This window comes from Amycolatopsis sp. NBC_01307, from assembly GCF_035975215.1.
Lineage (GTDB): Bacteria > Actinomycetota > Actinomycetes > Mycobacteriales > Pseudonocardiaceae > Amycolatopsis.
The window spans coordinates 997,062-1,022,432 of record NZ_CP108403.1; the positions used below are offsets into that span (position 1 = coordinate 997,062).

The following is a 25,371-nucleotide window of genomic DNA, read 5'->3' on the forward strand; positions in this document are numbered from 1 at the left end:
CATGGTGAACGAAGAGAAACTCCGCGATTACCTCAAGCGGGTGACCGCCGACCTGGCCCAGACCCGGCAGCGACTGCAGGAGGTCGAGGCCGAGCCGATCGCGATCGTCGCGATGAGCTGCCGCTACCCGGGCGGGATCACGAGCCCGGAAGACCTGTGGCAGCTCGTCGAGTCCGGTGTGGACGGTGTGACGCCGTTCCCGCGCGACCGCGGCTGGGACGTCGAGAAGCTGTACCACCCGGACCCCGACCACGCCGGCACGTCGTACTCGGCCGAGGGCGGGTTCCTGCACGACGCGGCCGAGTTCGACCCCGCGTTCTTCGGGATCAGCCCGCGTGAGGCGCTCGCCATGGATCCGCAGCAGCGGCTGCTGCTGGAGACGTCGTGGGAGGCCTTCGAGCGGGCCGGCATCGACCCGGTTTCGTTGCGCGGCAGCCGGACCGGTGTCTTCGCCGGCGTGATGTACCACGACTACGCCTCGCGGCTGCCGATGGTGCCCGAAGGCGTCGAGGGTTACCTCGGCACCGGCAGCTCCGGCAGCGTCGCCTCGGGCCGGGTGTCGTTCACCTTCGGGCTGGAGGGCCCGGCGGTCACCGTCGACACCGCGTGTTCGTCCTCTTTGGTCGCGATGCACTGGGCCTGCCAGGCGCTGCGCCGCCAGGAGTGCACGATGGCGCTGGCCGGCGGCGTGACGGTGATGTCCACCCCGGCCGCGTTCATCGACTTCAGCCGTCAGCGCGGGCTCGCTGCCGACGGCCGCTGCAAGGCGTTTTCCGCCGACGCGGACGGCACCGGCTGGGCCGAAGGTGCCGGGATGCTGCTGCTGGAAAGGCTTTCCGACGCGCGGCGCAACGGGCACCCGGTGCTCGCGGTGATCCGGGGTAGCGCGGTCAATTCCGACGGCGCCAGCAGCGGCCTGACCGCGCCCAACGGCCCGTCGCAGCAGCGCGTGATCCGCCAGGCGCTGGCCGACGCGCGACTGTCCACAACGGACGTCGACGCTGTCGAAGCGCACGGCACCGGCACCACGCTCGGCGACCCGATCGAAGCCCAGGCACTGCTCGCGACCTACGGCGCCGAGCGCGCCGGCGAGCCGCTGTGGCTGGGGTCGTTCAAGTCCAACATCGGGCACGCGCAGGCCGCGGCCGGCGTGGGCGGCGTGATCAAGATGGTCCAGGCCATCCGCCACGGGGTCCTGCCTCAGACGCTGCACGTCGGCGAGCCGTCGCCGCACATCGACTGGTCGGCCGGGGCGGTCGAACTGCTCACCGAGCGGCGTGAGTGGCCGTCGGTGGACCGGCCGCGCCGCGCCGGTGTGTCGTCGTTCGGGTTCAGCGGGACCAACGCGCACACCATCATCGAGCAGGCGCCGGCGGAAGAATCCGCCGAACTGTCGCGAGTGGACGTTCCGGCGGTACCGCGGGTCGTGTCCGCTCGTTCGCCGGAGGCGCTGGCCGCGCAGGTCGACGCGATCCGCGAGCTGACGGCTGACCCCACCGACGTCGCCTACGCGCTGGCGACCGGACGGGCCGCGCACGAGCACCGCGCGGTACTGGTCGGCGAATCCGAGGTCACGGGTGTGGCTGGGGAAGGGAAACTGGCCTTCCTGTTCACCGGACAGGGCAGTCAGCGGATCGGCATGGGGCGCGAGCTGTATGCCGCCTACCCGGAGTTCGCGGCCGCTTTCGACGCCGTCTGCGAGCGCCTGGAGCTGGACCGCGACGTCATGTTCGGTGACGACGCCGAGCGGCTGAACCAGACGCGGTTCACGCAGGCCGCACTGTTTGCCGTCGAGGTGGCGCTGTTCCGGCTCGTCGAGCACTGGGGCCTGCGGCCGGACCTGGTGATCGGGCATTCGATCGGCGAGATCGCCGCCGCACACGTCGCCGGGGTGCTGTCGCTCGACGACGCCGCCAAGCTCGTCACGGCGCGCGGCCGGCTGATGCAGGCGCTGCCCGAGGGCGGTGCGATGCTGGCCGTCCAGGCGTCCGAGGCCGAGGTCGTCCCGCACCTGACGGACCGGGTGGCGATCGCCGCCGTGAACGGTCCGATGTCGACGGTGCTCTCGGGTGACGAGGACGCGGTGCTCGCCGTCGCCGCGCACTTCACCGAGCGCAAGACCAAGCGGCTCACCGTGAGCCACGCGTTCCACTCGCCGCTGATGGACCCGATGCTGGCGGAGTTCCGGGCGGTCGCGGAGTCCCTCACCTACAGCGAACCGCGAATCCCCGTGGTGTCCTCGGTGGATCTGGGTACGCAGCTGGCCGACCCCGGGTACTGGGTGCGGAACGTCCGCGAGACCGTCCGGTTCGCCGACGCCGTGACTGCCGCGCACGAGGCCGGCGCCCGCACGTTCGTCGAACTGGGCCCCGACGGCGTTCTCTCCGCGCTCACCTCTCAGACCGTTGAAGGCGTCCAGGCGCTGCCCGTGTTGCGCGCCGGCCGTCCCGAGCCCGAGACCGCCGTGGCCGCGCTCGGCCTGGCCTGGGCGACCGGCGCGCGCGTCGACTGGACGCGGCTGCTGCCCGGCGACCACGCGCGGGTCGACCTGCCCACCTACCGGTTCCAGAAGGAGCACTTCTGGCTGTACCCGGCGCGGACCTTCACCGGCTCGGCCACCGGGTTCGGCCTCGGCCCGGCCGACCACCCGCTGCTCGGCGCCGCGGTGGGCGTCGCCGGTGCTGACGGCGGCCTGCTGCTCACCGGCCGGCTCGCGCTGGACAGCCACCCGTGGCTGGCCGACCACGCCGTCGGCGGCACCGTGCTGCTGCCCGGGACCGCGTTCGTCGAGCTCGCGGTGCGGGCCGGCGACCAGGTCGGCGCGCGGAGCGTCGACGAGCTGACGCTGCACGCGCCGCTGGTGCTGCCCGAGCGCGACGCCGTCCACCTGCAGGTGTGGGTCGGTGCCGCGGACGAGCAGGGCCGGTACCCGCTGACCGTCCACTCGCGACTCGAAAACGCGCTCGCCGACGAGCCGTGGACGCGGCACGCCGAAGGCACCTTGACCGCGTCGGAGATCCCGGCCGAGCCGCTGGGGGACTGGCCCCCGGCCGGCGACCCGATCGACCTGTCCGGCCACTACGCCGCGCTCGCCGAGGCCGGCTTCGGCTACGGGCCGTCGTTCCAGGGCCTGCGCGCGGCCTGGCGCCGCGGCGAGGACGTCTACGCCGAGGTCGCGCTGCCCGACGAGCGTGCGGCCGCCGGGTTCGCGCTGCACCCCGCGCTGCTCGACGCCGCGCTGCACGCCATCGGGCTCGGCACGTTCGTCGAGCCGGGCCAGGCGCACCTGCCGTTCGCGTGGTCCGGTGTAGCGCTGCACGCCACCGGTGCCACTGAGCTGCGGGTTCGTCTTAAGTCCACTGTGGACGGGGTCGCGCTGACCGTCGCCGACGGCACCGGCGCACCCGTCGCGACCGTGTCGTCGCTGGCCCTGCGTCCGCTGGGAAGTGTCGAGCGCGGTACCGACGCGCTGTTCGGCGTCGACTGGGTGCCGGTGCCCGCCGAGACGACCGTCGACGGCCGCTGGGTGCTGCTCGGCCAGGACGCTGGTCTGGACATCGAGCGGTACGACGACTTCCTCGAGTTGGACGAAGACCTGGAGTCGGCGCCGGACGTCCTGGTGCTGAACCTCACCGGCGACGTCCACGAGCGCGGGCACCTCGCCCTGGCGCTGCTGCAGACCCTGCTCACCGACGTCCGCTTCGCCGAGACGTCGCTGGTCGTGCTCACCCGCGGCGCCGCGGTGCTGCCCGGCGAGGACGTCACGGATCTCGCCGGTGCGGCCGCTGGGGGACTCGTGCGGTCGGCGCAGGCGGAGCACCCGGGCCGCATCGCGCTCGTCGACACCGACGGCTCGGTCGCGCTGAACATCGCCGTTTCCGCTGGTGAACCGTATGTCGCGGTGCGCGATGGCCGCGTGCTCGCGCCGCGGCTGACCCGCGTGAGCGCGTCTGGTGGGACCTTCGCCGGGCTCCGTCCTCATGGGACTGTGCTGGTCACCGGCGCCACTGGCGCGCTTGGCAGCGCGGTTGCCCTGCACTTGGTCGCGGCGCACGGCGTCCGGCGGCTGCTGCTGACCAGCCGTCGCGGGCCGGATGCGCCCGGCGCGTCCGAGCTGGTGGCGGAGCTGCGTGAGTTGGGCGCCGAGGTGACCGTGGCCGCGTGCGACGTCGCCGACCGTGCTGCGCTGGCTGCGTTGCTGGCCGAGCACCCGGTGACCGCTGTCGTGCACGCCGCCGGTGTCCTCGACGACGGAGTGCTGTCGACGCTGACGGCCGACCGCCTGGACGCCGTCCTGCGCCCGAAGGCCGACGCGGCGCTCAACCTGCACGAGCTGACCGAAGACCTCGACGCGTTCGTGCTGTTCTCTTCGGCTGCCGGTGTGTTCGGCAACGCGGGGCAGGGGAACTACGCCGCTGCAAACGCTTTCCTCGACGCCCTCGCGGCCCACCGGCGCGCCCAGGGCCTGGCCGCGACGTCGCTGGCCTGGGGCCTGTGGGACGACGGCATGATCGACGGCGCCGACGTCGGCCGGCTGGGCCGCGGCGGGGTCGCCGCACTGTCTATTGAGGACGGATTGGCACTGCTCGACGCGGACGCCGGGCGGGCCCTGGTCGTGCCGATCCGGCTGGACCTGGCCGGCATCCGGGACGGCGGCGACGTTCCGCCACTGCTGCGCGGACTGATCCGCACGGCCGCGCGGCGGACCGCGGCGGCCGGGCCGACCGGCTCGCCGCTGGCGCGCAAGCTCGCCGCCACGCCCGAAGCCGACCGCGAAGCCTTGGTGCTGGCGACGCTGCGCACGCAGATCGCCGCCGTGCTCGGGCACGCGGCCGTCGAGGACGTCGACGTCACCCGCACCTTCGGTGACCTCGGGTTCGACTCGCTGACCGCCGTCGAACTGCGCAACCGGCTCGGCGCGGCCACCGGGCTGCGGCTGCCCGCGACGCTGATCTTCGACTACCCGACCCCGGCCGCGCTGGCCGGGCAGCTCCGGACCGACCTGCTCGGCGAGGTCGCCGAAGCCGAGGCGGTCACCGCGAAGACCGGCGTCGACGAGCCGATCGCGATCGTCGCGGCCGCCTGCCGTTACCCCGGCGGCGTGCGCAGCCCCGAGGACCTGTGGGACCTGGTGCGCGACGGCCGGGACGCGATCTCGGCGTTCCCGGACGACCGCGGCTGGGACGTCTCCGGGCTCTTCGGCGGCGACCCGGATCGTGAGGGCAGCAGCCACGCTTCCGAGGGCGGGTTCGTCTACGACGCGGGCGAGTTCGACCCGGCGTTCTTCGGCATTTCGCCGCGTGAGGCGATCGCGATGGACCCGCAGCAGCGGTTGCTGCTGGAGACGTCGTGGGAGGCCGTCGAGCGGGCCGGGATCGATCCGACTTCCTTGCGCGGCAGCAAAACCGGCGTGTTCGCCGGCGTGATGTACCACGACTACCTGTCGCGGCTGCCCGCGATTCCGCCGGGCGTCGAGGGCTACCTGGGCACCGGCGGGTCGGGCAGTGTCGCCTCCGGCCGAGTGTCCTATGTGCTCGGTCTGGAAGGCCCCGCGGTCACGGTCGACACGGCGTGTTCGTCCTCTTTGGTCGCGGTGCACCTGGCCGCGCAGGCCCTGCGCTCCGGCGAATGCACGATGGCGCTGGCCGGTGGTGTGACGGTGATGGCGACGCCGGGCGCGTTCGTCGAGTTCAGCCGGCAGCGCGGGCTCGCGTCCGACGGTCGCTGCAAGGCGTTCTCGGCCGACGCGGACGGCACGGGCTGGGCCGAGGGCGCCGGCGTGCTGCTGCTGGAGCGGCTGTCGGACGCGCGGCGCAACGGTCACGAGGTGCTCGCGGTGGTCCGGGGGAGCGCGATCAACCAGGACGGTGCGTCCAACGGCTTGACCGCGCCGAACGGCCCGTCGCAGCAACGCGTGATCCGCCAGGCACTTGCCGACGCCGGTCTGTCCACTTCGGACGTCGACGTCGTCGAAGCGCACGGTACCGGGACGTCGCTGGGGGACCCGATCGAGGCGCAGGCGCTGCTGGCCACGTACGGCGCCGACCGCGCCGGCGAACCGCTGCTGCTGGGCTCGGTCAAGTCGAACCTGGGGCACACGCAGGCCGCGGCCGGGGTCGCCGGGATCATCAAGGTGGTCGAGGCGATGCGCCGTGGCGTGGTGCCGCGGACGCTGCACGTCGGCGAGCCGACCCCGCACGTCGACTGGTCGGCCGGCGCGGTCTCGCTGCTGACCGAGCAGCGGGCCTGGCCGGCGGTGGACCGGCCGCGGCGGGCGGCGGTGTCGTCGTTCGGGTTCAGCGGGACCAACGCGCACACGATCATCGAGCAGGCGCCTGTTGAGCCTTCGCGCGTCGTGCCGGGGGTGGATCGTGCGGTGCCGGTGGTCGTCTCCGGCCGGACCGACGCGGCGTTGCGCTCGCAGGCGCGACGGCTGCGTGATCACCTGGCGGGTACGGACTTCCGAGTGGCCGATGTCGCGTTCTCGCAGGCTACGACCCGGACGCTGCATGAGCGTCGCGTGGTGCTTACCGCCGAGGAGCCCGGTGCGCTGCTGGATGCCTTGGGCGCCGTCGAGACCGGTACGACCGCTGGTGGGCTGGCAATCCTGTTCACCGGGCAGGCCAGCCAGCGTTCGGGCATGGGGCGTGAGTTGTACGACGCGTTCCCGGTGTTCGCTTCTGCTCTGGACACGGTGTGTTCTGAGTTCACTTTGGACACTCCGCTGAAGACGGTTCTCTTCGACGAGAACGCGCTGTTGGACCGGACCGACTACACCCAGGCCGCGTTGTTCGCGGTCGAGGTGGCGCTGTTTCGGCTGTTCGAGAGCTGGGGCGTCAAGCCGGGGTACCTGGCTGGGCACTCCATCGGCGAGATCGTCGCTGCGCACGTTGGCGGGGTGCTGTCGCTGGCCGACGCGGTGACTCTGGTCGCCGCGCGGGGCCGGCTGATGCAGGCGCTGCCGTCCGGTGGGGCGATGGTGGCTTTGCAGGCGACCGAGGACGAGGTTTCGGTATATCTGTCAGACGGTGTGACCGTTGCGGCGTTGAACGGCCCGGAGTCGACGGTCATTTCGGGTGACGAAGCCGAGGTGCTGGCGATCGCTGGGCACTTCGCTGACCGCAAGACGAAGCGGCTGACGGTGAGCCACGCGTTCCACTCGCCGTTGATGGATCCGATGCTGGCGGAGTTCCGCGGTATAACTGAGTCTCTGTCTTACGGTAAGACGGTTATACCGATTGTCTCGAACGTCACCGGTGAGTTGGTTACGGAGTTCGACGCCGAGTACTGGGTGCGGCACGTTCGTGAGGCCGTGCGGTTTGTCGACGGCGTGCGGACGTTGGAGGCGGCTGGGGTCACGACGTTCGTGGAGCTGGGGCCGGACGGCGTGTTGTCCGCGATGGCTCAGGACACCGTGGTTGCGACGGCGGTCCCGGCGCTGCGCAAGGGGCGCCCGGAGGTCGCCTCGGCGGTCACCGCACTCGGCGCCGCGATCGCCGCGGGCGCAACCCCGGACTGGACGGCGGTGTTCGGCGGGACCGGGGCGCGGCGGGTTGCCCTGCCGACCTATGCGTTCCAGCGTGAATGGTTCTGGCTGCATCCGCCGGTGATGGTCGGTGATGTCGCGTCGGCGGGGCTTGGTGCCGCCGGGCATCCGTTGCTCGGTGCGAGTGTTGACCTGGCCGGCGACGACTCCGTCGTGTTCACCGGGTTGCTGTCGCGGCGAACCCACCCTTGGCTGGCAGACCACGCCGTCGGGGGCACTGTGCTGCTGCCCGGCACGGCGTTCGTCGAACTCGCGCTGCGGGCCGGTGACCAAGTCGCCTGTGACCGCGTCGAGGAACTGACGCTTGCCGCGCCGTTGGTTCTGCCCGAGCAGGGTTCCGTCCAGCTGCAGCTTTCCGTCGGGGCCCCCGGCGAGTCCGGGGTCCGGGAACTCGCGCTGCACTCGCGCACCGGGGACGGTGAGCCGTGGACCGTGCACGCCGCCGGGGCTCTCGCGAGCGGTGCGGCCGTCCCGGAGATGCTGGCCGAATGGCCGCCCGTGGGTGCCGAATCTGTTGCGGTGGAGGGGATTTACGACGACCTCGCGCTGGCCGGGTTCGACTACGGGCCGGCGTTCCAAGGGCTGCGGGCGATCTGGCGGGACGGCGAGGACGTCTACGCCGAGGTCGCGCTGCCCGATGATGCCGACGCAACGGCGTTCGGCCTGCACCCGGCGCTGCTCGATGCCGCGCTGCACGCGATGTCGCGGGGGAGCACGAAGACCGGGGGAGACGGTGGGCCGCGGCTGCCGTTCTCCTGGTCCGGCGTCTCCCTGTACGCCACCGGGGCCACCGCGCTGCGGGTCCGGCTGCGTCCGGCCGGTGCGGACGCGATCGCGCTCGACGTCACCGATCACGCCGGTACGCCGGTCGCCCGCGTCGAGTCGCTGGTGGTCCGGCCGCTTGTGCTGCCGGCTGGGGGGAGCGTCGAGTCGTTGTTCCGGATGAGCTGGCAGCCCGTTGCTCCGGTTGCCCACGGCGTCCGGCAGCTCGCTCTGCTCACCGGCGACCCGGCCGCAGCCGAGGCGATCGGCGCCGTGGCTCACGCGGACTTCGCCGCCCTCACCGATGTTCTCGATGATGGCGGATCGGCACCGGACACGTTGATCGTGCCGGTCACCGGTGGGCTCACCGCCGCGGCCGCGCACGAGACCACCGGGTTCGCATTGGCGCTGGTCCAGGCCGTACTCGCGGACGAACGGTTCGCCGCGACTCAGCTCGTGCTGCTCACCCGGGGCGCGGTCGCCGCGGCCGAGGGTGACACCGTGCCGGACCCCGCCGCCGCTGCGGTCTGGGGTCTCATCCGCACCGCGCAGTCCGAGGAGCCCGGCCGGTTCCGGCTGGCCGACCTCGACGACGACGTCGAGTCCTCGAAGGCGCTGGCCGCGGCGTTGGCCACCGACGAGCCGCAGCTGGCCGTGCGTGCCGGGGACGTCTTCGCGCCGCGGCTGGCGCGGGTGTCGCGACCGGAGGACGTGCCGCGGTTCCGGCCGGGCGGCCAGGTGCTGCTTACCGGCGCGACCGGCGCGCTCGGGCGGGTGCTCGCGCGGCACTTGGTCACCGCGCACGACGTCCGTGACCTGCTGTTGCTCAGCCGTCGTGGTGCGGACGCCGAGCTGGCGGCGGACCTCTCGGGACTGGGCGCGGAGGTGCAGATGGTCGCCTGCGACGTCGCCGACCGCGACGCCTTGGCCGCGGTGTTGGCCGAGCACCCGGTGACCGCCGTCGTGCACGCGGCCGGTGTGCTCGACGACGGTGTCCTGCCGGCGCTCACGTCCGAGCGGGTCGGCGCCGTGCTGCGGCCGAAGGTCGACGCCGCGGTCAACCTGCACGAGCTGACCGGCGACCTCGACGCGTTCGTCCTGTTCTCCTCCGCGGCGGGCGTGTTCGGCAACGCGGGGCAGGGGAACTACGCCGCCGCAAACGCTTTCCTCGACGCGCTGGCCGCACACCGGCACGCCCGGGGGCTGCCGGCGACGTCGCTCGCCTGGGGCTTGTGGGACGACGGCATGGCCGGGAGCGCCGACGTCCGGCGTCTGCACCGGGGTGGCGTCGCCGCACTGTCCGCGGAGGAGGGTCTGGCGCTGTTCGACACGGCGGTCGCGACCGGCGACCCGGCGCTCGTGCCGGTGCGGCTCGACCTCGCCGCGGCTCGCGCGCAGGGTGAGGTGCCCGCGTTGCTGCGGGGTCTCGTCCGGGCTCCCGCGCGGCGAGGCGCGGACGTCTCGGCGGGGGCCGGGGCGGCGCTGGCCGCGCGGCTGTCCACGGCGTCGGCCGAGGACCGTGAGCGGATCCTGCTGGACCTGGTCCGCGGGCAGGTCGCCGCGGTGCTCGGGCACGCCGACGCCGACCTGGTCGAGCCGGCGCGGGCGTTCAAGGAGCTCGGGTTCGACTCGCTGACGGCAGTGGAGCTGCGGAACCGGCTGGCCGTGGTCACCGGGCTGCGGATGCCCGCGACGCTGGTGTTCGACCACCCGACCCCGCTGGACCTGGCTGCGCGGCTCGCGGCCGATCTGGCCCCGGACGGCACCGCCGCGGTCACCGCGCTCTTGGCCGAGCTGGACCGGCTCGGCGCCGCGCTGACGCAGGTGGTGCCGGACGAGTCCGGCCGCGCCCGGATCGCCGGCCGCCTCCGCGGGTTGGCCTCCGCCTGGGCCGAGCCGGAACCGGAAGAGGAGCAGTCGGTCGCCGAAGACCTGGAAGTGGCCTCGGACGACGAGATCTTCGACTTCATCGGCAAGGAGTTCGGTATCTCATGACCACTCGACTCACGACCACCGACGGCCGACTCACCAACCGGAGTGGCCAACACGCCGCCCGAAGCGGCCAACTCGCCGCCGGGAGTGGCCAACTCGCCAACCGGAGTGGCCGACTCGCTGACGGGATCGGCTGGCTCGCTGACCGGAGCGGCCAGCTCGTCGATGGGAACGGCCGACTCACCACCGCCAACGGCCAACACGGTTACCGGGGCGGCCAACACGCCGGAGCTGGGGCACGGCGGCACACAGACTTCTACGGCTCGACGCTGAGGGGCGCGCTGACATGACCGAACAGAACGATGACAAGCTCAGGTACTTCCTCAAGCGGGTGACCGCTGACCTGCACGAGACGCGGCGCCGCCTGCGTGAGGCCGAAGCCGGGGCGCAGGAGCCGATCGCGATTGTGGCGATGGGGTGCCGGTATCCCGGTGGGGTGCGTACGCCCGCGGACCTCTGGCGGCTGGTCGCCGAGGGGCGGGATGGCGTCAGCGGGTTTCCCGCCGATCGCGGCTGGGACCTTGACGCGCTTTACGACGACGATCCCGATGCCGCGGGCACGAGCTACACCCGTGAGGGCGGGTTCCTGCACGACGCCGCGCAGTTCGATCCCGAGTTCTTCGGGATCTCGCCGCGTGAGGCCGTCGCGATGGATCCGCAGCAGCGGTTGCTGCTCGAGACGTCGTGGGAGGCCTTCGAGCGCGCCGGGATTCCGCCCGCCGCCGTGCGTGGCAGTCGTGTCGGTGTGTTTGCCGGCGTGATGTACCACGACTACGCGACTCGGCTGTTGGCTGTGCCTGAGGGCGTCGAGGGGTATCTGTCCACCGGTACCGCGGGCAGTGTTGTCACCGGCCGCGTGTCCTACGCGCTCGGGCTCGAGGGGCCGGCGGTCACCGTGGACACGGCTTGCTCGTCTTCGCTGGTCGCCGTGCATCTCGCCGCACAGGCTCTGCGCAATGGGGAATGCACGCTCGCGTTGGCCGGCGGTGTGACGGTGATGGCGTCGCCGGGGGCGTTCGTCGAGTTCAGCCGGCAGCGTGGGCTCGCCTCCGACGGCCGGTGCAAGGCCTTCTCCGCGGATGCCGATGGCACCGGCTGGGGTGAGGGCGCCGGTGTGCTGCTTCTGGAGAAGCTGTCTGATGCGCGCCGCAACGGGCACCCGGTGCTCGCGGTGGTCCGGGGCTCGGCGGTCAATCAAGATGGCGCTTCCAACGGCTTGACCGCGCCTAACGGGCCGTCGCAGCAGCGCGTGATCCACCAGGCGCTGGCGAACGCCGGACTGTCCACTTCGGACGTCGACGTCGTCGAGGCGCACGGCACCGGGACCCAGCTGGGTGACCCGATCGAAGCCCAGGCGTTGCTCGCGACCTACGGCCAGGACCGCGTCGGCGAGCCGCTGCTGCTCGGGTCGATCAAGTCGAACCTCGGCCACACCCAGGCCGCGGCCGGCGTTGCCGGGATCATCAAGATGGTCGAGGCGATGCGCCACGGCGTCCTGCCCAAGACCCTGCACCTGGCCGAGCCGACCCCGCACGTCGACTGGGAGTCCGGCGCCGTCGAGCTGCTCGCCGAAGAGCGCGCGTGGCCGGACGTCGACCGCACTCGACGCGCCGGGATCAGCTCGTTCGGGTTCAGTGGCACCAACGCGCACGTGATCGTCGAGCAGGCCGAACCCGCCGAGGTCGACGAGCCCACCAACGACGGGCGGCGGGTTCCGCTGGTCGTCTCGGGTCGGTCCGACGCGGCCCTGCGCGCCCAGGCCGCGCAGTTGCGTGAGCAGCTTGACGATTTCGACGTCACCGAAGTCGCCTACTCGCTCGCCACCACCCGGACGTTGCACGAGCACCGCGCGGTCGTCCTCGCCGACGAACCCGGTGAGGTCCTCGACGCCCTTGACGCGATCGCCGCGGGGGAGCCCGGCGCGATCACCGGGGTCGCCGGCGCCAAGACCGCGTTCCTGTTCACCGGTCAGGGCAGCCAGCGCGTCGGCATGGGCCGCGAGCTGTACGCTTCCCAGCCCGCGTTCGCCGAGGCGCTGGACGCCGTCTGTGCCGCCTTCGGGTCCCGGTTGGACACTCCACTCAAGACAGTCCTGTTCGACGACCCCGAGCGGCTGCTGGACAAGACCCGTTACACGCAGGCCGCGCTGTTCGCCGTCGAGGTCGCGTTGTTCCGGCTGTTCGAGCACTTCGGCGTCACGCCGGACTTCCTGATCGGGCACTCGATCGGTGAGATCGCGGCCGCGCACGTCGCGGGCGTGCTGGACCTGCCGGCCGCGGTCGCGTTGGTCGCCGCGCGCGGTGAGCTGATGCAGGCGCTGCCCGAGGGCGGTGCGATGGTGGCGATCCAGGCAACCGAAGACGAGATCACCCCGCTGCTGACCGACGCGGTGAGCGTCGCCGCGCTCAACAGCCCAGCTTCGACCGTCATCTCCGGTGACGACGACGCCGTGCTCGCCGTCGCCGACCACTTCACCGCCCTGGGCCGCAAGACCAAGCTGCTCACGGTCAGCCACGCCTTCCACTCCCCCCGCATGGACGCGATGCTGGAGGACTTCTACGCCGTCGCGGAAACCCTGACCTACCAGGAGCCGCGCATTCCGGTCGTGTCCAATGTGTCCGGACGTCTCGCCACGGCTGAAGAGCTGGCCGACCCGGACTACTGGGTGCGCCACGTCCGTCGTGCGGTGCGGTTCGCCGACGGCGTCCGCACGCTCGAAGAGCGCGGTGTCACGACGTTCGTCGAGCTGGGGCCGGACGGCATCCTCTGCGCGATGGCGCAGGAGTGCCTGACCGGCACCGTCACCGCCGTCCCGGCGCTGCGCGCCACGCGTGACGAAGAGACGACCGTGCGGCACGCGCTCGCCGCGGCCATCGCGGCCGGGGCGTCGCCGGACTGGTCCGCGCTCTTCGCCGGGATCAGCCCGAAGCGCGTCGACCTGCCGACGTACCCGTTCCAGCGGGCGCGGTACTGGCTCGACGCGCCGGAACTCCCCGCCGGCGCGGCGTTCGGGGCCACGAACGCGCTCGAGTCCGCCTTCTGGGCCGCCGTCGATCGCGGTGACCTGGGGGAGCTGGTCGCGACGCTGGCCGTCGACGCCGACGACCCGCTGAGCGCGGTGCTGCCCGCGCTGTCGGCGTGGCACAGCCAGGCCGCCGAAGAGTCCACTGTGGATGGCTGGCGGTACCGGATCGCGTGGAACCCGCTGCCGGAACCGGCTGGAGTCGCTCAGGGCACCTGGCTCGTCGTCGTCCCCGAGGGCGTCGAGACCGCGTGGCCCGAGGCGCTGCGCGCGGCCGGTGTCGACGTCCGTGTCGTGACCGGTATCGACCAGGAAACCGAGCCTGTCGACGGCGTGCTTTCCTTGCTGGCGCTGGACGAGCGTCCCCACCCGGACGCCGCGTCGGTCCCTGCCGGGCTGGCGGCCACCACCGAGCTGATGCGGGCCCTGGGCGACACTCCACTGTGGATCGCCACTGCCGGTGCGGTCGCGCCGGTCTCGTCCGCGGCCCAGGCCGCGGTCTGGGGCCTGGGCCGGGTGTTCGGCCTGGAACGGCCCGAGCGCTGGGGCGGCCTGGTCGACCTGCCCGCCGAGGTCTCCGACCGCGCCGCCGCCCGGCTCGCCGCCGTGCTGACCGGCACCGAGGACCAGGTCGCCGTGCGCGACAACGGCGTCCTCGCGCGACGGCTGGTGCCCGCGCCCGCCGCGGGGACCGTCTCGCGTCGGCAGGGCTGGCGGCCGGACGGCGCGACCGTCCTGATCACCGGCGGTACCGGGGCCATCGGCGCGCACGTCGCGCGCTGGCTCGCCTCCGTCGGGGCCGCGCACGTCGTGCTCACCAGCCGTCGCGGCGCGGACGCCCCGGGCGCGGCCGAGCTGGCCGCCGAGCTGACCGAGCTGGGCACCCGCGTCACCGTCGCGGCCTGCGACGCCGCCGACCGCGACGCCCTCACCGCGCTCGCCGCGAGCCTGGACGACCCGGTCACCGCGGTCTTCCACGCGGCCGGCCTCGGCGAGACCGGCGCCGTCGACGACCTCGTCCTCGACGACCTGGCCCGGATCGCCACCGCCAAGATCAGCGGTGCGCAGGCGCTCGAAGACGTCTTCCCCGAGCTGGACGCCTTCGTGCTCTTCTCCTCCAACGCGGGCGTCTGGGGCGGCGGTGGCCAGGGCGCGTACGCCGCGGCCAACGCCTACCTCGACGCCTTCGCCGAGCAGCGTCGCGCCCGCGGGCTCAAGGCCACCTCCATCGCGTGGGGCGCCTGGGCCGACGGCGGCATGGCCGAGGGCGAGGCGGGGGAGCAGATGCGCCGCCGCGGGGTCCCGGCCATGGACCCGAAGCTCGCGATCGCCGCGCTGCGCCAGGCTTTGGAGCGCGACGAGACGTTCCTGGCCGTCGCCGACGTCGTCTGGGAGCGGTTCTTCCCGGCGTTCACCGCGGCCCGGCCGCGCCCGCTGCTCGACGAGCTGCCCGCGGTCCGCGCGCTCCGGGCGGCGGCCGAGCAGGCCGCCGCCGAGCGCACACCCGAGGCGTCCGCGCTGCACGCGCGGCTGAGCGGGATGTCGGCCGCCGACCAGGAAGACCTGCTCGTCGACCTGATCTCGCAGCACGCCGCCGCGGTGCTCGGCTTCGCCGGGGCGGACGGCCTCGGCGCGCAGAAGGCGTTCCGTGAACTCGGCTTCGACTCGCTGACCGCGGTCGAGCTGCGCAACCGGCTCACGGCCGTCACCGGCCTGACCCTGCCGACGACGCTGGTGTTCGACTACCCCTCGCCCCGGGTGCTCGCGGAGTTCCTGCGTGCCGAGGTGCTCGGCGTCGCGACCGACGCGGCGCAGGTCACCGCCGTCGGAGCCACCGACGAGCCGATCGCGATCGTCGCGATGGCCTGCCGCTACCCGGGCGGGATCTCGACGCCGGAGCAGCTGTGGGACCTCGTCGCCGAAGGTCGCGACGCGATCTCGACGTTCCCCGACAACCGCGGCTGGGCGCTGGACGCGCTGTACGACGACGACCCCGAGTCGGCCGGCACGAGCTACACCCGTGAAGGCGCTTTCCTGCACGAAGCGGGCCTGTTCGACGCCGGGTTCTTCGGGATCACCCCGCGTGAGGCGCTCAGCATGGACCCGCAGCAGCGGCTGCTGCTGGAGATCGCCTGGGAGGCGCTGGAACGCGCCGGGATCGACCCGGAAACCCTCCGCGGCAGCCGGTCCGGCGTGTTCGTCGGCGGCGCCACCCAGGACTACACCTCGGTGCTCACCAGCAGCACGGCGAACGCCGAGGGCTACATGCTCACCGGCACGTCGTCCAGCGTGATGTCCGGCCGGATCGCCTACACGCTCGGCCTCGAAGGCCCGGCGGTCACCGTGGACACGGCGTGTTCGTCGTCGCTGGTCGCGCTCCACTGGGCCGTGCAGGCGCTGCGCAGCGGCGAGTGCTCGATGGCGCTGGCCGGCGGCGTGCAGGTGATGCCGACGCCGGGGCCGTTCGTCGAGTTCTCCCGCCAGCGCGGGCTGGCCAAGGACGGCCGGTGCAAGCCGTACGCGTCCGCCGCCGACGGCACGGCCTGGGGCGAGGGCGCCGGGATGCTCGTCGTGGAACGGCTTTCCGACGCCCGCCGGCTCGGGCACCCGGTGCTCGCGATCGTCCGGGGCAGCGCGGTCAACTCCGACGGCGCGTCCAACGGTCTCACCGCGCCGAACGGGCCCGCGCAGCAGAAGGTGATCCGCCAGGCCCTGGCCAACGCCGGACTGTCCACTTCGGACGTCGACGTCGTCGAAGGGCACGGCACCGGCACCACGCTCGGCGACCCGGTGGAGGCGCAGGCCCTGCTGGCCACCTACGGCCGCGAGCGCACGGAACCGCTCTGGCTCGGCTCGCTCAAGTCGAACATCGGGCACACGCAGGCCGCGGCCGGCGTGGGCGGCGTGATCAAGATGGTCCAGGCCATCCGGCACGGTGTGCTGCCGCGCTCGCTGCACATCGACGAGCCGACGCCGCACGTCGACTGGGCTTCGGGCGCGGTCGAGCTGCTCGCCGAAGAGCGCGCGTGGCCGGACACCGGCCGCCCGCGTCGCGCCGCCGTGTCGGCGTTCGGCGTCAGTGGCACCAACGCGCACGCGATCATCGAAGCACCGTCCGAAATGGACGTCCAGACTGTCGAACCGTCTTACCGGGGCGCGATTCCCTGGGTCCTGACCGCGCGGACCGAAGCCGCGCTGCGGGCCCAGGCGGCTCGGTTGGCCACTGTGGACGGCAACCCCGTCGACGTCGGCCACGCGCTGGCCACCACGCGGTCGGTGTTCGAGCACCGCGCGGTCGTGGTGGGTCGCGACGCCGAGGAGCTGAAGGAGCGGCTCGCCGCGCTGGCCGGCGGCATCGCCGGGCACGGCGTCTCGCAGGGGTTCGCCCGCGGCGAGCGGCCGGTGTTCGTGTTCCCCGGCCAGGGTTCGCAGTGGCCCGGCATGGCCGTCGAGCTGCTGGAGACCGAGCCGGTGTTCGCCGCGCGGATGGCCGAGTGCGCCGCCGCGCTCGCGCCGTTCGTCGACTTCCAGCTCCTGGACGTCGTCCGCGCGGCCGTACCCATCGAGCGGGTCGACGTCGTGCAGCCGGTGCTGTGGGCGATCAACGTCTCGCTGGCCGAGGTCTGGCGCGCCTACGGCGTCCGCCCGGCCGCGGTGATCGGGCACTCGCAGGGCGAGATCGCGGCGGCCGCCGTCGCCGGGGCACTGTCCCTTTCGGACGCCGCCCGCGTCGTCGCGTTGCGCAGCCAGGCGATCCTGGCGCTGTCCGGCCGCGGCGGGATGGTCTCGCTCGCGCTTTCCCGCGCCGGTGCGGAAGAACTCCTGGCCGGGTGGACCGGGCGGATCTCGATCGCCGCGGTCAACGGGCCCGAAGCGACCGTCGTGTCCGGCGACGCCGACGCGCTCGACGAGCTGGTCGAGCACTGCCGCGGCCACCACGTCCGCGCGCGCCGGATCGCCGTCGACTACGCGTCGCACTGCGGGCACGTCGAGGCCATCGAAGACGAGCTGCTGCGGCTGCTCGCCCCGATCCGGCCGCGCGACACCGACACGGTGTTCCACTCCACGGTCACCGGCGGTCCGGTCGAGACGTCCACTTTGGATGCCGCGTACTGGTACCGCAACCTGCGGCAGCAAGTCCGGTTCGAGGAGGTCACCCGCGCCCTGCTGGCGCTGGGCCACGAGTCGTTCGTCGAGGTCAGCGCCCACCCGGTGCTGACCGTCGGGATCCAGCAGACCATCGACGACGCCGGTTCGACGGCCACCGTCAGCGGCACGCTGCGCCGTGACGAGGGTGGCCGCGACCGGCTGCTGCTCGCGCTGGCCGAGGCGTTCGCGCACGGCGTCACCGTCGACTGGGCCGCGGTGTTCGCCGGCTCCGGCCCCCGCCGCGCCGACCTGCCGACCTACGCCTTCCAGCACGAGCACTACTGGCCGGAGCCGGCCGCACCCGCGTTCGCGGACGTGTCGTCGGCCGGACTGGGTGCCGTCGCGCACCCGCTGCTGGGTGCCGCGGTCGGGTTCGCCGAGAACGCCGGATACCTGTGCACCGGCCGGCTCTCCCGGCAGACGCACCCGTGGCTGGCCGACCACGTCGTCGGCGACGCGGTGCTGCTGCCCGGGACCGCGTTCGTCGAGCTGGCGATCCGGGCCGGCGACCAGTCCGGCTGCGACCGCCTCGACGAGCTGACCCTGCACGCCCCGCTGGTGCTGCCCGAGACCGGCCACGTGCTGCTCCAGATCGTCGTCGGCGAGCCGGACCCGAACGGGATGCGCGCGTTCACGGTGTACTCGCGGGAAGAGCAGTCGCTGGACGAGCAGGCGTGGACGCGGCACGCGTCCGGGGTGCTCGGTTCCGGCGCGGTGGAGTCCGAAGTGGACACCGAGTGGCCGCCCGCGGGCGCCGAAGCGGTGTCGCTGGAGGGCTACTACGACGGCCTGGCCGACTACGGGTTCGCCTACGGGCCGGTGTTCCAGGGCCTGACCGCGGCTTGGCGGCGCGGGGTGGAGGTGTTCGCCGAGGTGACGCTGCCCGACGGCGCCGACGCGGCCGCGTTCGGCCTGCATCCGGCCCTGCTCGACGCCGCCGTCCAGGCCGCCGGGCTGGGACTGGTCGAGGGCGGACGCCTGCCGTTCGCCTGGACCGGGGTCACGCTGCACGCGTCCGGCGCCAGTTCGCTGCGGGTCCGGCTCGCGCCGTCCGGAACCGACGGCCTCGCGCTGTCGGCGGCCGACCCGGCGGGCCGGCCGGTGGTGTCGGTGGAGTCGCTGGTGCTGCGGCCGATGGCGGCACCCGCGACGTCGGCCGCCGCGGACTCGCTCTTCCGCGTCACCTGGACCGACGTTCCGGTCACGGAGGAGACGCCGTCGGTGGCGGTGCTCGGCGAGGACCCGTTCGGCCTGGCCGGCGCGTTCGGCGCGGTCTGCCACGACACGCCGAACGCCCTCGCCGAGGCCGACCAGCCCGAGCTGGTGCTGGTCAGCTTCGCCGCGGACGACGTCCGGGCGAACGCCGGACGCGCGCTGAAACTGGTGCGCGGCTGGCTGGCCGACGAGCGCTTCACCGGACAATTGGTGCTGGTCACGCGCGGCGCCGTCGCGATCGACGGCGAGTCGCCCGACGTCGCGGCCGCGGCCGTCTGGGGCCTGCTCCGCTCGACGCAGTCCGAGCACCCGGGGCGGTTCCTGCTGCTCGACCTCGACCCGGCGGGCGGCCTCCCGGACGGCGCGCTGACCGGCGACGAGCCGCAGCGGGCGATCCGCGGCGGCCAGGTCCTGGTGCCGCGGCTGGCGCCGGCGGAGTCCACTGTGGACGTCCTGGGTGACGAGGGCACGGTGCTGGTCACTGGGGCCACCGGCACGATCGGCTCGCTGCTGGCCCGGCACTTGGTGACCACGCACGGCGTCCGCCGGCTGCTGCTGACCGGCCGTCAGGGCTGGGCCGCGCCGGGCGCGCCGGAACTGGCCGCCGAGCTGACCGGGCTGGGTGCCGAGGTGACCATCGCGGCCTGCGACGTCGCCAACCGCGACGCCCTGGCCGAGCTGCTCGCCGGGGTGCCCGACCTGACCGCGGTGATCCACGCGGCGGCGGTCCTCGACGACGGCGTCGTCGAGGCACAGACCGAAGCGCGCCTCGACACCGTGCTGCGGCCCAAGGCGGACGCGGCGCTGCACCTGGACGAGCTGACCGCGGACCGCGACCTGCGCGCGTTCGTGCTGTTCTCCTCGGCCGCCGGGCTGCTCGGCAGCGCCGGGCAGGCCAACTACGCCGCGGCCAACGCCGTCGTCGACGCCCTGGCCCAGCGCCGGCGCGCCGCGGGCAAGCCCGCGGTCTCGCTGGCCTGGGGTTTCTGGGAGGAGCGCAGCGCGCTGACCGGCGAACTCGACGACGTCGACGTCCGCCGGATGAGCCGCGGCGGGGTCGCCCCGCTGTCGTCGGCGCAGGGCATGGCGTTGTTCGACGCGGCCATCGGCGCGCCGGACGCGCTGGTCGTGCCGATGCGGCTCGACGTCCCGGCGCTGCGCAAGCAGGCCGCGGCCGGGATGATTCCGCCGGTCATGCGCGGCCTGGTCCGCGCGCCGGGCCGGCGGACGGCGGCGCTCGCGGGCGCGGCCCAGGTCGATTCGGTCGAGGCGCGGCTGGCGGGCCTGCCCGCCGCCGAGCGCGCGGCGTTCCTGCTCGACCTGGTCCGCGGCCAGGCCGCCGCGGTCGCCGGGCACGCGTCGGCCGAGGCGGTCGACCCGGACCGCGCGTTCCGCGAGCTGGGCTTCGACTCGCTGACCGCGGTCGAGCTGCGCAACCGGCTCGGCGCGGCCACCGGCCTCCGGCTGCCCGCGACGATGGTCTTCGACTACCCGGCGCCCGCGGCGCTGGCCGCCGAGCTCGACCGCCGGCTGGCCGGCACGGCCCGGACCGGGACGGTGGCCCGGAAGGCGGCCACGGCCGACGACCCGGTCGTGATCGTCGGCATGGGCTGCCGGTACCCGGGCGGCGTGCGCGGCCCGCAGGACCTGTGGCGGCTGGTGTCCGAGGGCACCGACGCGATCTCGGTCTTCCCGGCCGATCGCGGCTGGGACGTCGCCGGCCTCTTCGACGACGACCCGGACAACCAGGGCACCTCGTACGCCCGTGAAGGCGCTTTCCTCTACGACGCGGGCGAGTTCGACGCGGCCTTCTTCGGCATTTCGCCGCGTGAGGCGATCGCGATGGACCCGCAGCAGCGGTTGCTGCTGGAGACGTCGTGGGAGGCCTTCGAGCGCGCCGGGATCGACCCGGGCACGTTGCGCGGCAGCCGGACCGGCGTCTTCGCCGGCGTGATGTACCACGACTACGCGACTTCGCTGGCTTCCGTGCCGGAGGGCGTCGAGGGTTACCTCGGCACCGGCACCTCGGGCAGCGTCGCGTCCGGGCGGCTGTCGTACACCTTCGGGCTCGAGGGCCCGGCAGTCACCGTCGACACGGCGTGCTCGTCGTCGCTGGTCGCGTTGCACCTCGCGGCGCAGGCCCTGCGGTCCGGCGAGTGCGAGCTCGCGCTGGCCGGCGGCGTCACCGTGCTGGCCACGCCGAACGTGTTCATCGAGTTCTCCCGCCAGCGCGGGCTGTCCTCGGACGGCCGGTGCAAGTCGTTCGCCGACGCCGCCGACGGCACGGGCTGGGGCGAGGGCGCCGGCATGCTGCTGCTGGAGCGGCTGTCGGACGCGCGGCGCAACGGCCACGAGGTGCTCGCGGTCGTCCGCGGCACGGCGGTGAACCAGGACGGCGCGTCCAACGGCCTCACCGCGCCGAACGGCCCGGCGCAGCAGCGGGTGATCCGCCAGGCGCTGGCGACGGCCGGTCTGTCCACATCGGACGTCGACGCCGTGGAGGCACACGGCACCGGCACGAAGCTGGGCGACCCGATCGAGGCCCAGGCGTTGCTGGAGACGTACGGCCAGGACCGCTCCGGCGAACCGCTGTTGCTGGGGTCGCTGAAGTCCAACATCGGCCACACGCAGGCCGCGGCGGGCGTCGGCGGCATCATCAAGATGGTCGAGGCGCTGCGCCGTGGCGTGCTGCCGAAGACGCTGCACGTCGACGCGCCGTCGTCCCAAGTGGACTGGACGGCGGGCTCGGTCGAGCTGCTGACCGAGGAACGCGCGTGGCCGGAGACCGGCCGCCCGCGCCGGGCCGGCGTCTCGTCGTTCGGCGTGAGCGGCACCAATGCCCACGCGATCATCGAGCAGGCGCCTTCGGTTGCCGTGCCCGAAGAGTTCACTGAGGACTCTTCGGTGCTGTCTTGGCTGATCTCCGGGCGGACTGCCGCCGCGCTGCGCGAGCAGGCGGATCGGCTGGCCGGTCACGTCGCCGGGGAACCGGAGCTGTCCGCGGTCGCGGTCGCCCGCACCCTCGCCGCGCACCGCGCCACCTGGGAGCACCGGGCCGTCGTGCTCGGCGCCGACCGCGACGAGCTGCTCGACGGCGTCCGCGCCGTGGCCGAGGGTTCCGACGGCCCGGGTGTCCTGCGCGGGACGGCGGGGCACGCCGGGGCGGTGGCCGTGCTGTTCTCCGGGCAGGGCAGCCAGCGCGCCGGCATGGGCCGCGAGCTGTACGCGACCGAGCCGGTGTTCGCCGCCGCGTTCGACGACGTCTGCGTGGCGCTGGACCGGCACCTCGACCGTCCACTGAAGACGATCATCGACGAGCCGGACCTGCTCGACCGCACTGGGTACACGCAGCCGGCGCTGTTCGCGATCGAGGTCGCGCTGTACCGGCTGGCCGAGCACGCGGGGCTGCGCCCGGCGTACCTGCTCGGGCACTCGGTCGGCGAGATCGCCGCCGCGCACGTCGGCGGGGTGCTGTCGCTGGCCGACGCGGCCGAGCTGATCACCGCCCGGGCCCGGCTGATGGAGGCGCTGCCCGCGGGCGGCGCGATGGTCGCGGTGCAGGCCGGTGAGGACGAGGTCCACCCGCACCTGGGCGACGGCGTTTCGATCGCCGCGCTCAACGGCCCGGAGTCCACTGTGGTCTCCGGTGACGAGGACGCCGTGCTCGCGCTGGCCGGGCACTTCCGCGGACTCGGCCGCAAGACCAAGCGGCTGAGCGTCAGCCACGCGTTCCACTCCGCGCGGATGCAGCCGATGCTCGAGGAGTTCCGCGGTATAGCGGAGTCTCTGTCATACGGTAAGACGGTTACACCGATAGTCTCGAACGTCACCGGCGAGCTGCTCACCGAGGTGGACGCGGACTACTGGGTCCGGCACGTCCGCGCCGCGGTCCGGTTCGCCGACGGCGTCGCCGCGCTGCACGACCTGGGCGTCCGGACGTTCGTCGAGCTGGGACCGGACGCGCCGCTGTCCGGCCTCACCCGCGAGTCGCTCGACCACGACCCGGCGGTCCTGGTCGTCCCGGCCCTGCGGGGCGACCGGCCGGAACCGGCCGCGTTCGCCGCGGCGCTGGCCGCGCTGCACGTCCGCGGCGTCCGGCTCGACTGGGCGACGCGGGCCGCGGGCTGGGGCGGGAGCCGGGCGGACCTGCCCACCTACGCGTTCCAGCGGGAGCACTACTGGCTGCGGGCCGAAGCACCCGTGGCCGCCGCGACGGCGCCCGACTCGGCGTTCTGGGCGTCGGTCGAACGCGCCGACGCCGGTGCGCTGGCCGAAGCGCTGAACGTCGGCGAGGACGGCCGGGCCGCGCTCGACACCGTGCTCCCGGCGCTGTCCGCGTGGCACCGCCGCCGGCGCACCGAGTCCACTGTGGACAGCTGGCAGTACCGGGCCGAGTGGCACTCGATCCCCGAACCGGCCGGTGGCACGACGTCGGGCACGTGGCTGGTCGTGGCGCCCGCTACGCACGCCGAGGACGAGCGTGTCGCCGGTGCCGTGCGGCTGCTCGAAAGCCTCGGCGCGACCGCGGCCGGGGTGGCGCTGGACGACACCGACGCCGACCGCGACCTGCTCGCCGGTGGCCTGCGCACGGTGCTCGACGGCCCGGTCGGCGGCGTGCTTTCGCTGCTGTCGCTGGACGAGACGCACGGGCTCGCGCTCAGCACCGCGCTGGTCCAGGCGCTCGGCGACGCCGGGGTCGAGGCGCCGCTGTGGTGCCTGTCCAGCGGCGCCGTCCGGACCGGGACGGCCGACGCGGTGCCGACGCCGGGTGCGGCGCAGGTCTGGGCGCTCGGCCAGGTGGCCGCGCAGGAGTACCCGCACCGCTGGGGTGGCCTGCTCGACCTGCCCACCGCGCCCACGGCCGCGGACTGGCGCCGGGTGGGCGCGGTGCTCACCGGCGGCGGTCGTGAGGAGGAGGTCGCAGTGCGGTCGGCGGGCGTGCTCGCCCGGCGGCTGGTGCGCGCGCCGCTCGGCGACGCGGGTACGTCTTGGACGCCGGAAGGCCTGGTGCTGCTCACCGGGGCCGTGTCGGAGTCGGTCGAGGACTGGCTCACCGGCCTCGGCGCCGAACCGACCCGCGATGTCACCGCGGGCGCTCGCACGGTCGTTCACCTCGTGACGCCGTCCTCGCCCGCGCCTCTGGACACGCTCACGCCGAGTGCGTTCGAAGCGGCCGTGCAGGAGCAGGTCGGCGAAGCGCTCGACGTCGGCGAAGACGTCGAGGCGTTCCTGGTGCTCGTGCCGGGTGCGTGCGTCTGGGGTGGGGCAGGTGCGGCGGTCGACGCCGCAGCCAGTGCCCGGCTCACCGTGCTCGCCCAGCAGCGGGGGGCCGGCACGCTGTGCGTCGCCACCGGGCCTTGGGAGGGCACGCCGACCACGCCGGGTGTGGCTCCGCTCGATCCGCAGCACCTGCTGGCCGCGGTGCGTGCCGCGGCGGGGCGGGGTGAGCGTGGGCTCGTGCTGGCCGACGTCGACTGGGCGGCCGTGGCTCCCGCGCTGCGTGCCACCCGGCCGGCCGCGTTCCTGGACGTGCTGGCCCCCGTCGTCGAGGCCAAGCCGGAACCGGTCCGTCTCGGCGCGCTGGAGGGGCTTGGCTCGGCGACCGCCGCCGAGCGGGTCGAGATCCTGCTTGGTGTCGTCCGTGAACAGGCCGCGTTCGTGCTCGGTCACCGCTCCGCGGACGCCGTCGAGGCCGATCGCGAGTTCCTCGAACTCGGGTTCGCCTCGCTCACCGCGGTCGAACTGCGCAACCGGCTCACCGAACTGACCGGCCTCGACCTGCCGCCCGCGCTGGTCTACGAGTTCGGCACACCGAACGCGCTGGCCGGGTACCTGGCGGAGCGGCTCTCGACCATGGCCGCGGCTCCGGCCGCGAGCACGCTCGGCGCGTTGTTCCGGCAAGCCTGCGCCCAGGGTCAGGCGGGCGACTTCGTCAGCATGCTGATGACGGCGTCGCGGTTCCGGCCCACCGGCGCGTCCGCCGCGTCGCTGGTGCGGCTGGCGCCGGAGACGGCCGAGCCGAGCCTGATCTGCGTCCCGTCGATGACCGCGATCTCCGGTCCGCACCAGTACGCCGGGATCGGCGCCGCGCTGCGTGGCGTGCGTGGTGTGTCGTCGCTGTCGGTGCCCGGATTCGGGACCGGGGAAGCACTTCCGGCCTCGGCGGACGCGGCGGTCGAGCTGATCGCCGACGCCGTCGCCGAGCGGGCCGGCGACGGGCCGTTCGTGCTGGCCGGGCATTCGTCGGGGGCGGTTCTCGCCCACGCCGTCACCGCGCGGCTGGCGGAACGCGGCCTGCGCCCGCAGGCGCTGGTCGTCCTCGACGGGTACGCGCCGGGCGGCGAAGGAATCGACGCGCTGCTGCCCGGGCTGATGGGCGGCATGGCCGACCGCGACGGCCGGTACGCGCCGGTCGACGACGACCGGCTCACCGCGATGGGCGCCTATTTCCGATTGTTCGAACAATGGCGCGCCCCCGAAGTCACCGTTCCGGTCCTGCTCGTCACCGCGGCCGAGCCGATGCCGGAATGGCCCGCCGGAGACTGGCGGTCGAAGTGGGTTTCCGCCACCACCGAGGCGGAGACCGAAGGAAATCACTACACGATGCTGGAAGAGCACGCCGAGGTCGTCGCCAAGCACGTCAACGACTGGCTCGCCCAGCTTTCCTGACCACCGCCCTGCCGGA

Annotated in this window: 3 protein-coding genes; all 3 read left to right on the plus strand. The window is 73.7% G+C overall.

The window, feature by feature from the left end:
• Positions 1–4 precede the first annotated feature (4 nt).
• Genes OG439_RS04190 through OG439_RS04195 form a run of 3 tightly spaced genes read left to right on the plus strand, consistent with a single transcriptional unit; the run spans position 5 to position 25,355 of the window.
• Entirely contained in the window at positions 5–10,303 is a 10,299-nt protein-coding gene (locus OG439_RS04190) for an SDR family NAD(P)-dependent oxidoreductase (RefSeq protein ID WP_442792322.1), read from the plus strand.
• Complete coding sequence (locus tag OG439_RS50000; protein ID WP_442792281.1) at positions 10,300–10,590, plus strand: hypothetical protein; 291 nt, start codon at positions 10,300–10,302, stop codon at positions 10,588–10,590. The genes OG439_RS04190 and OG439_RS50000 overlap by 4 nt, the downstream gene beginning before the upstream one ends.
• Complete coding sequence (locus OG439_RS04195) at positions 10,587–25,355, plus strand: type I polyketide synthase (protein WP_326947994.1); 14,769 nt, start codon at positions 10,587–10,589, stop codon at positions 25,353–25,355. The genes OG439_RS50000 and OG439_RS04195 overlap by 4 nt, the downstream gene beginning before the upstream one ends.
• The last annotated feature ends 16 nt before the right edge of the window (positions 25,356–25,371 follow it).

Excerpts from the sequence above, each read along its gene's own strand:
- OG439_RS50000 (WP_442792281.1), top strand. The coding sequence starts at position 10,300 with ATGACCACTCGACTCACGACCACCGACGGCCGACTCACCAACCGGAGT.
- OG439_RS04195 (WP_326947994.1), top strand. The coding sequence starts at position 10,587 with ATGACCGAACAGAACGATGACAAGCTCAGGTACTTCCTCAAGCGGGTG.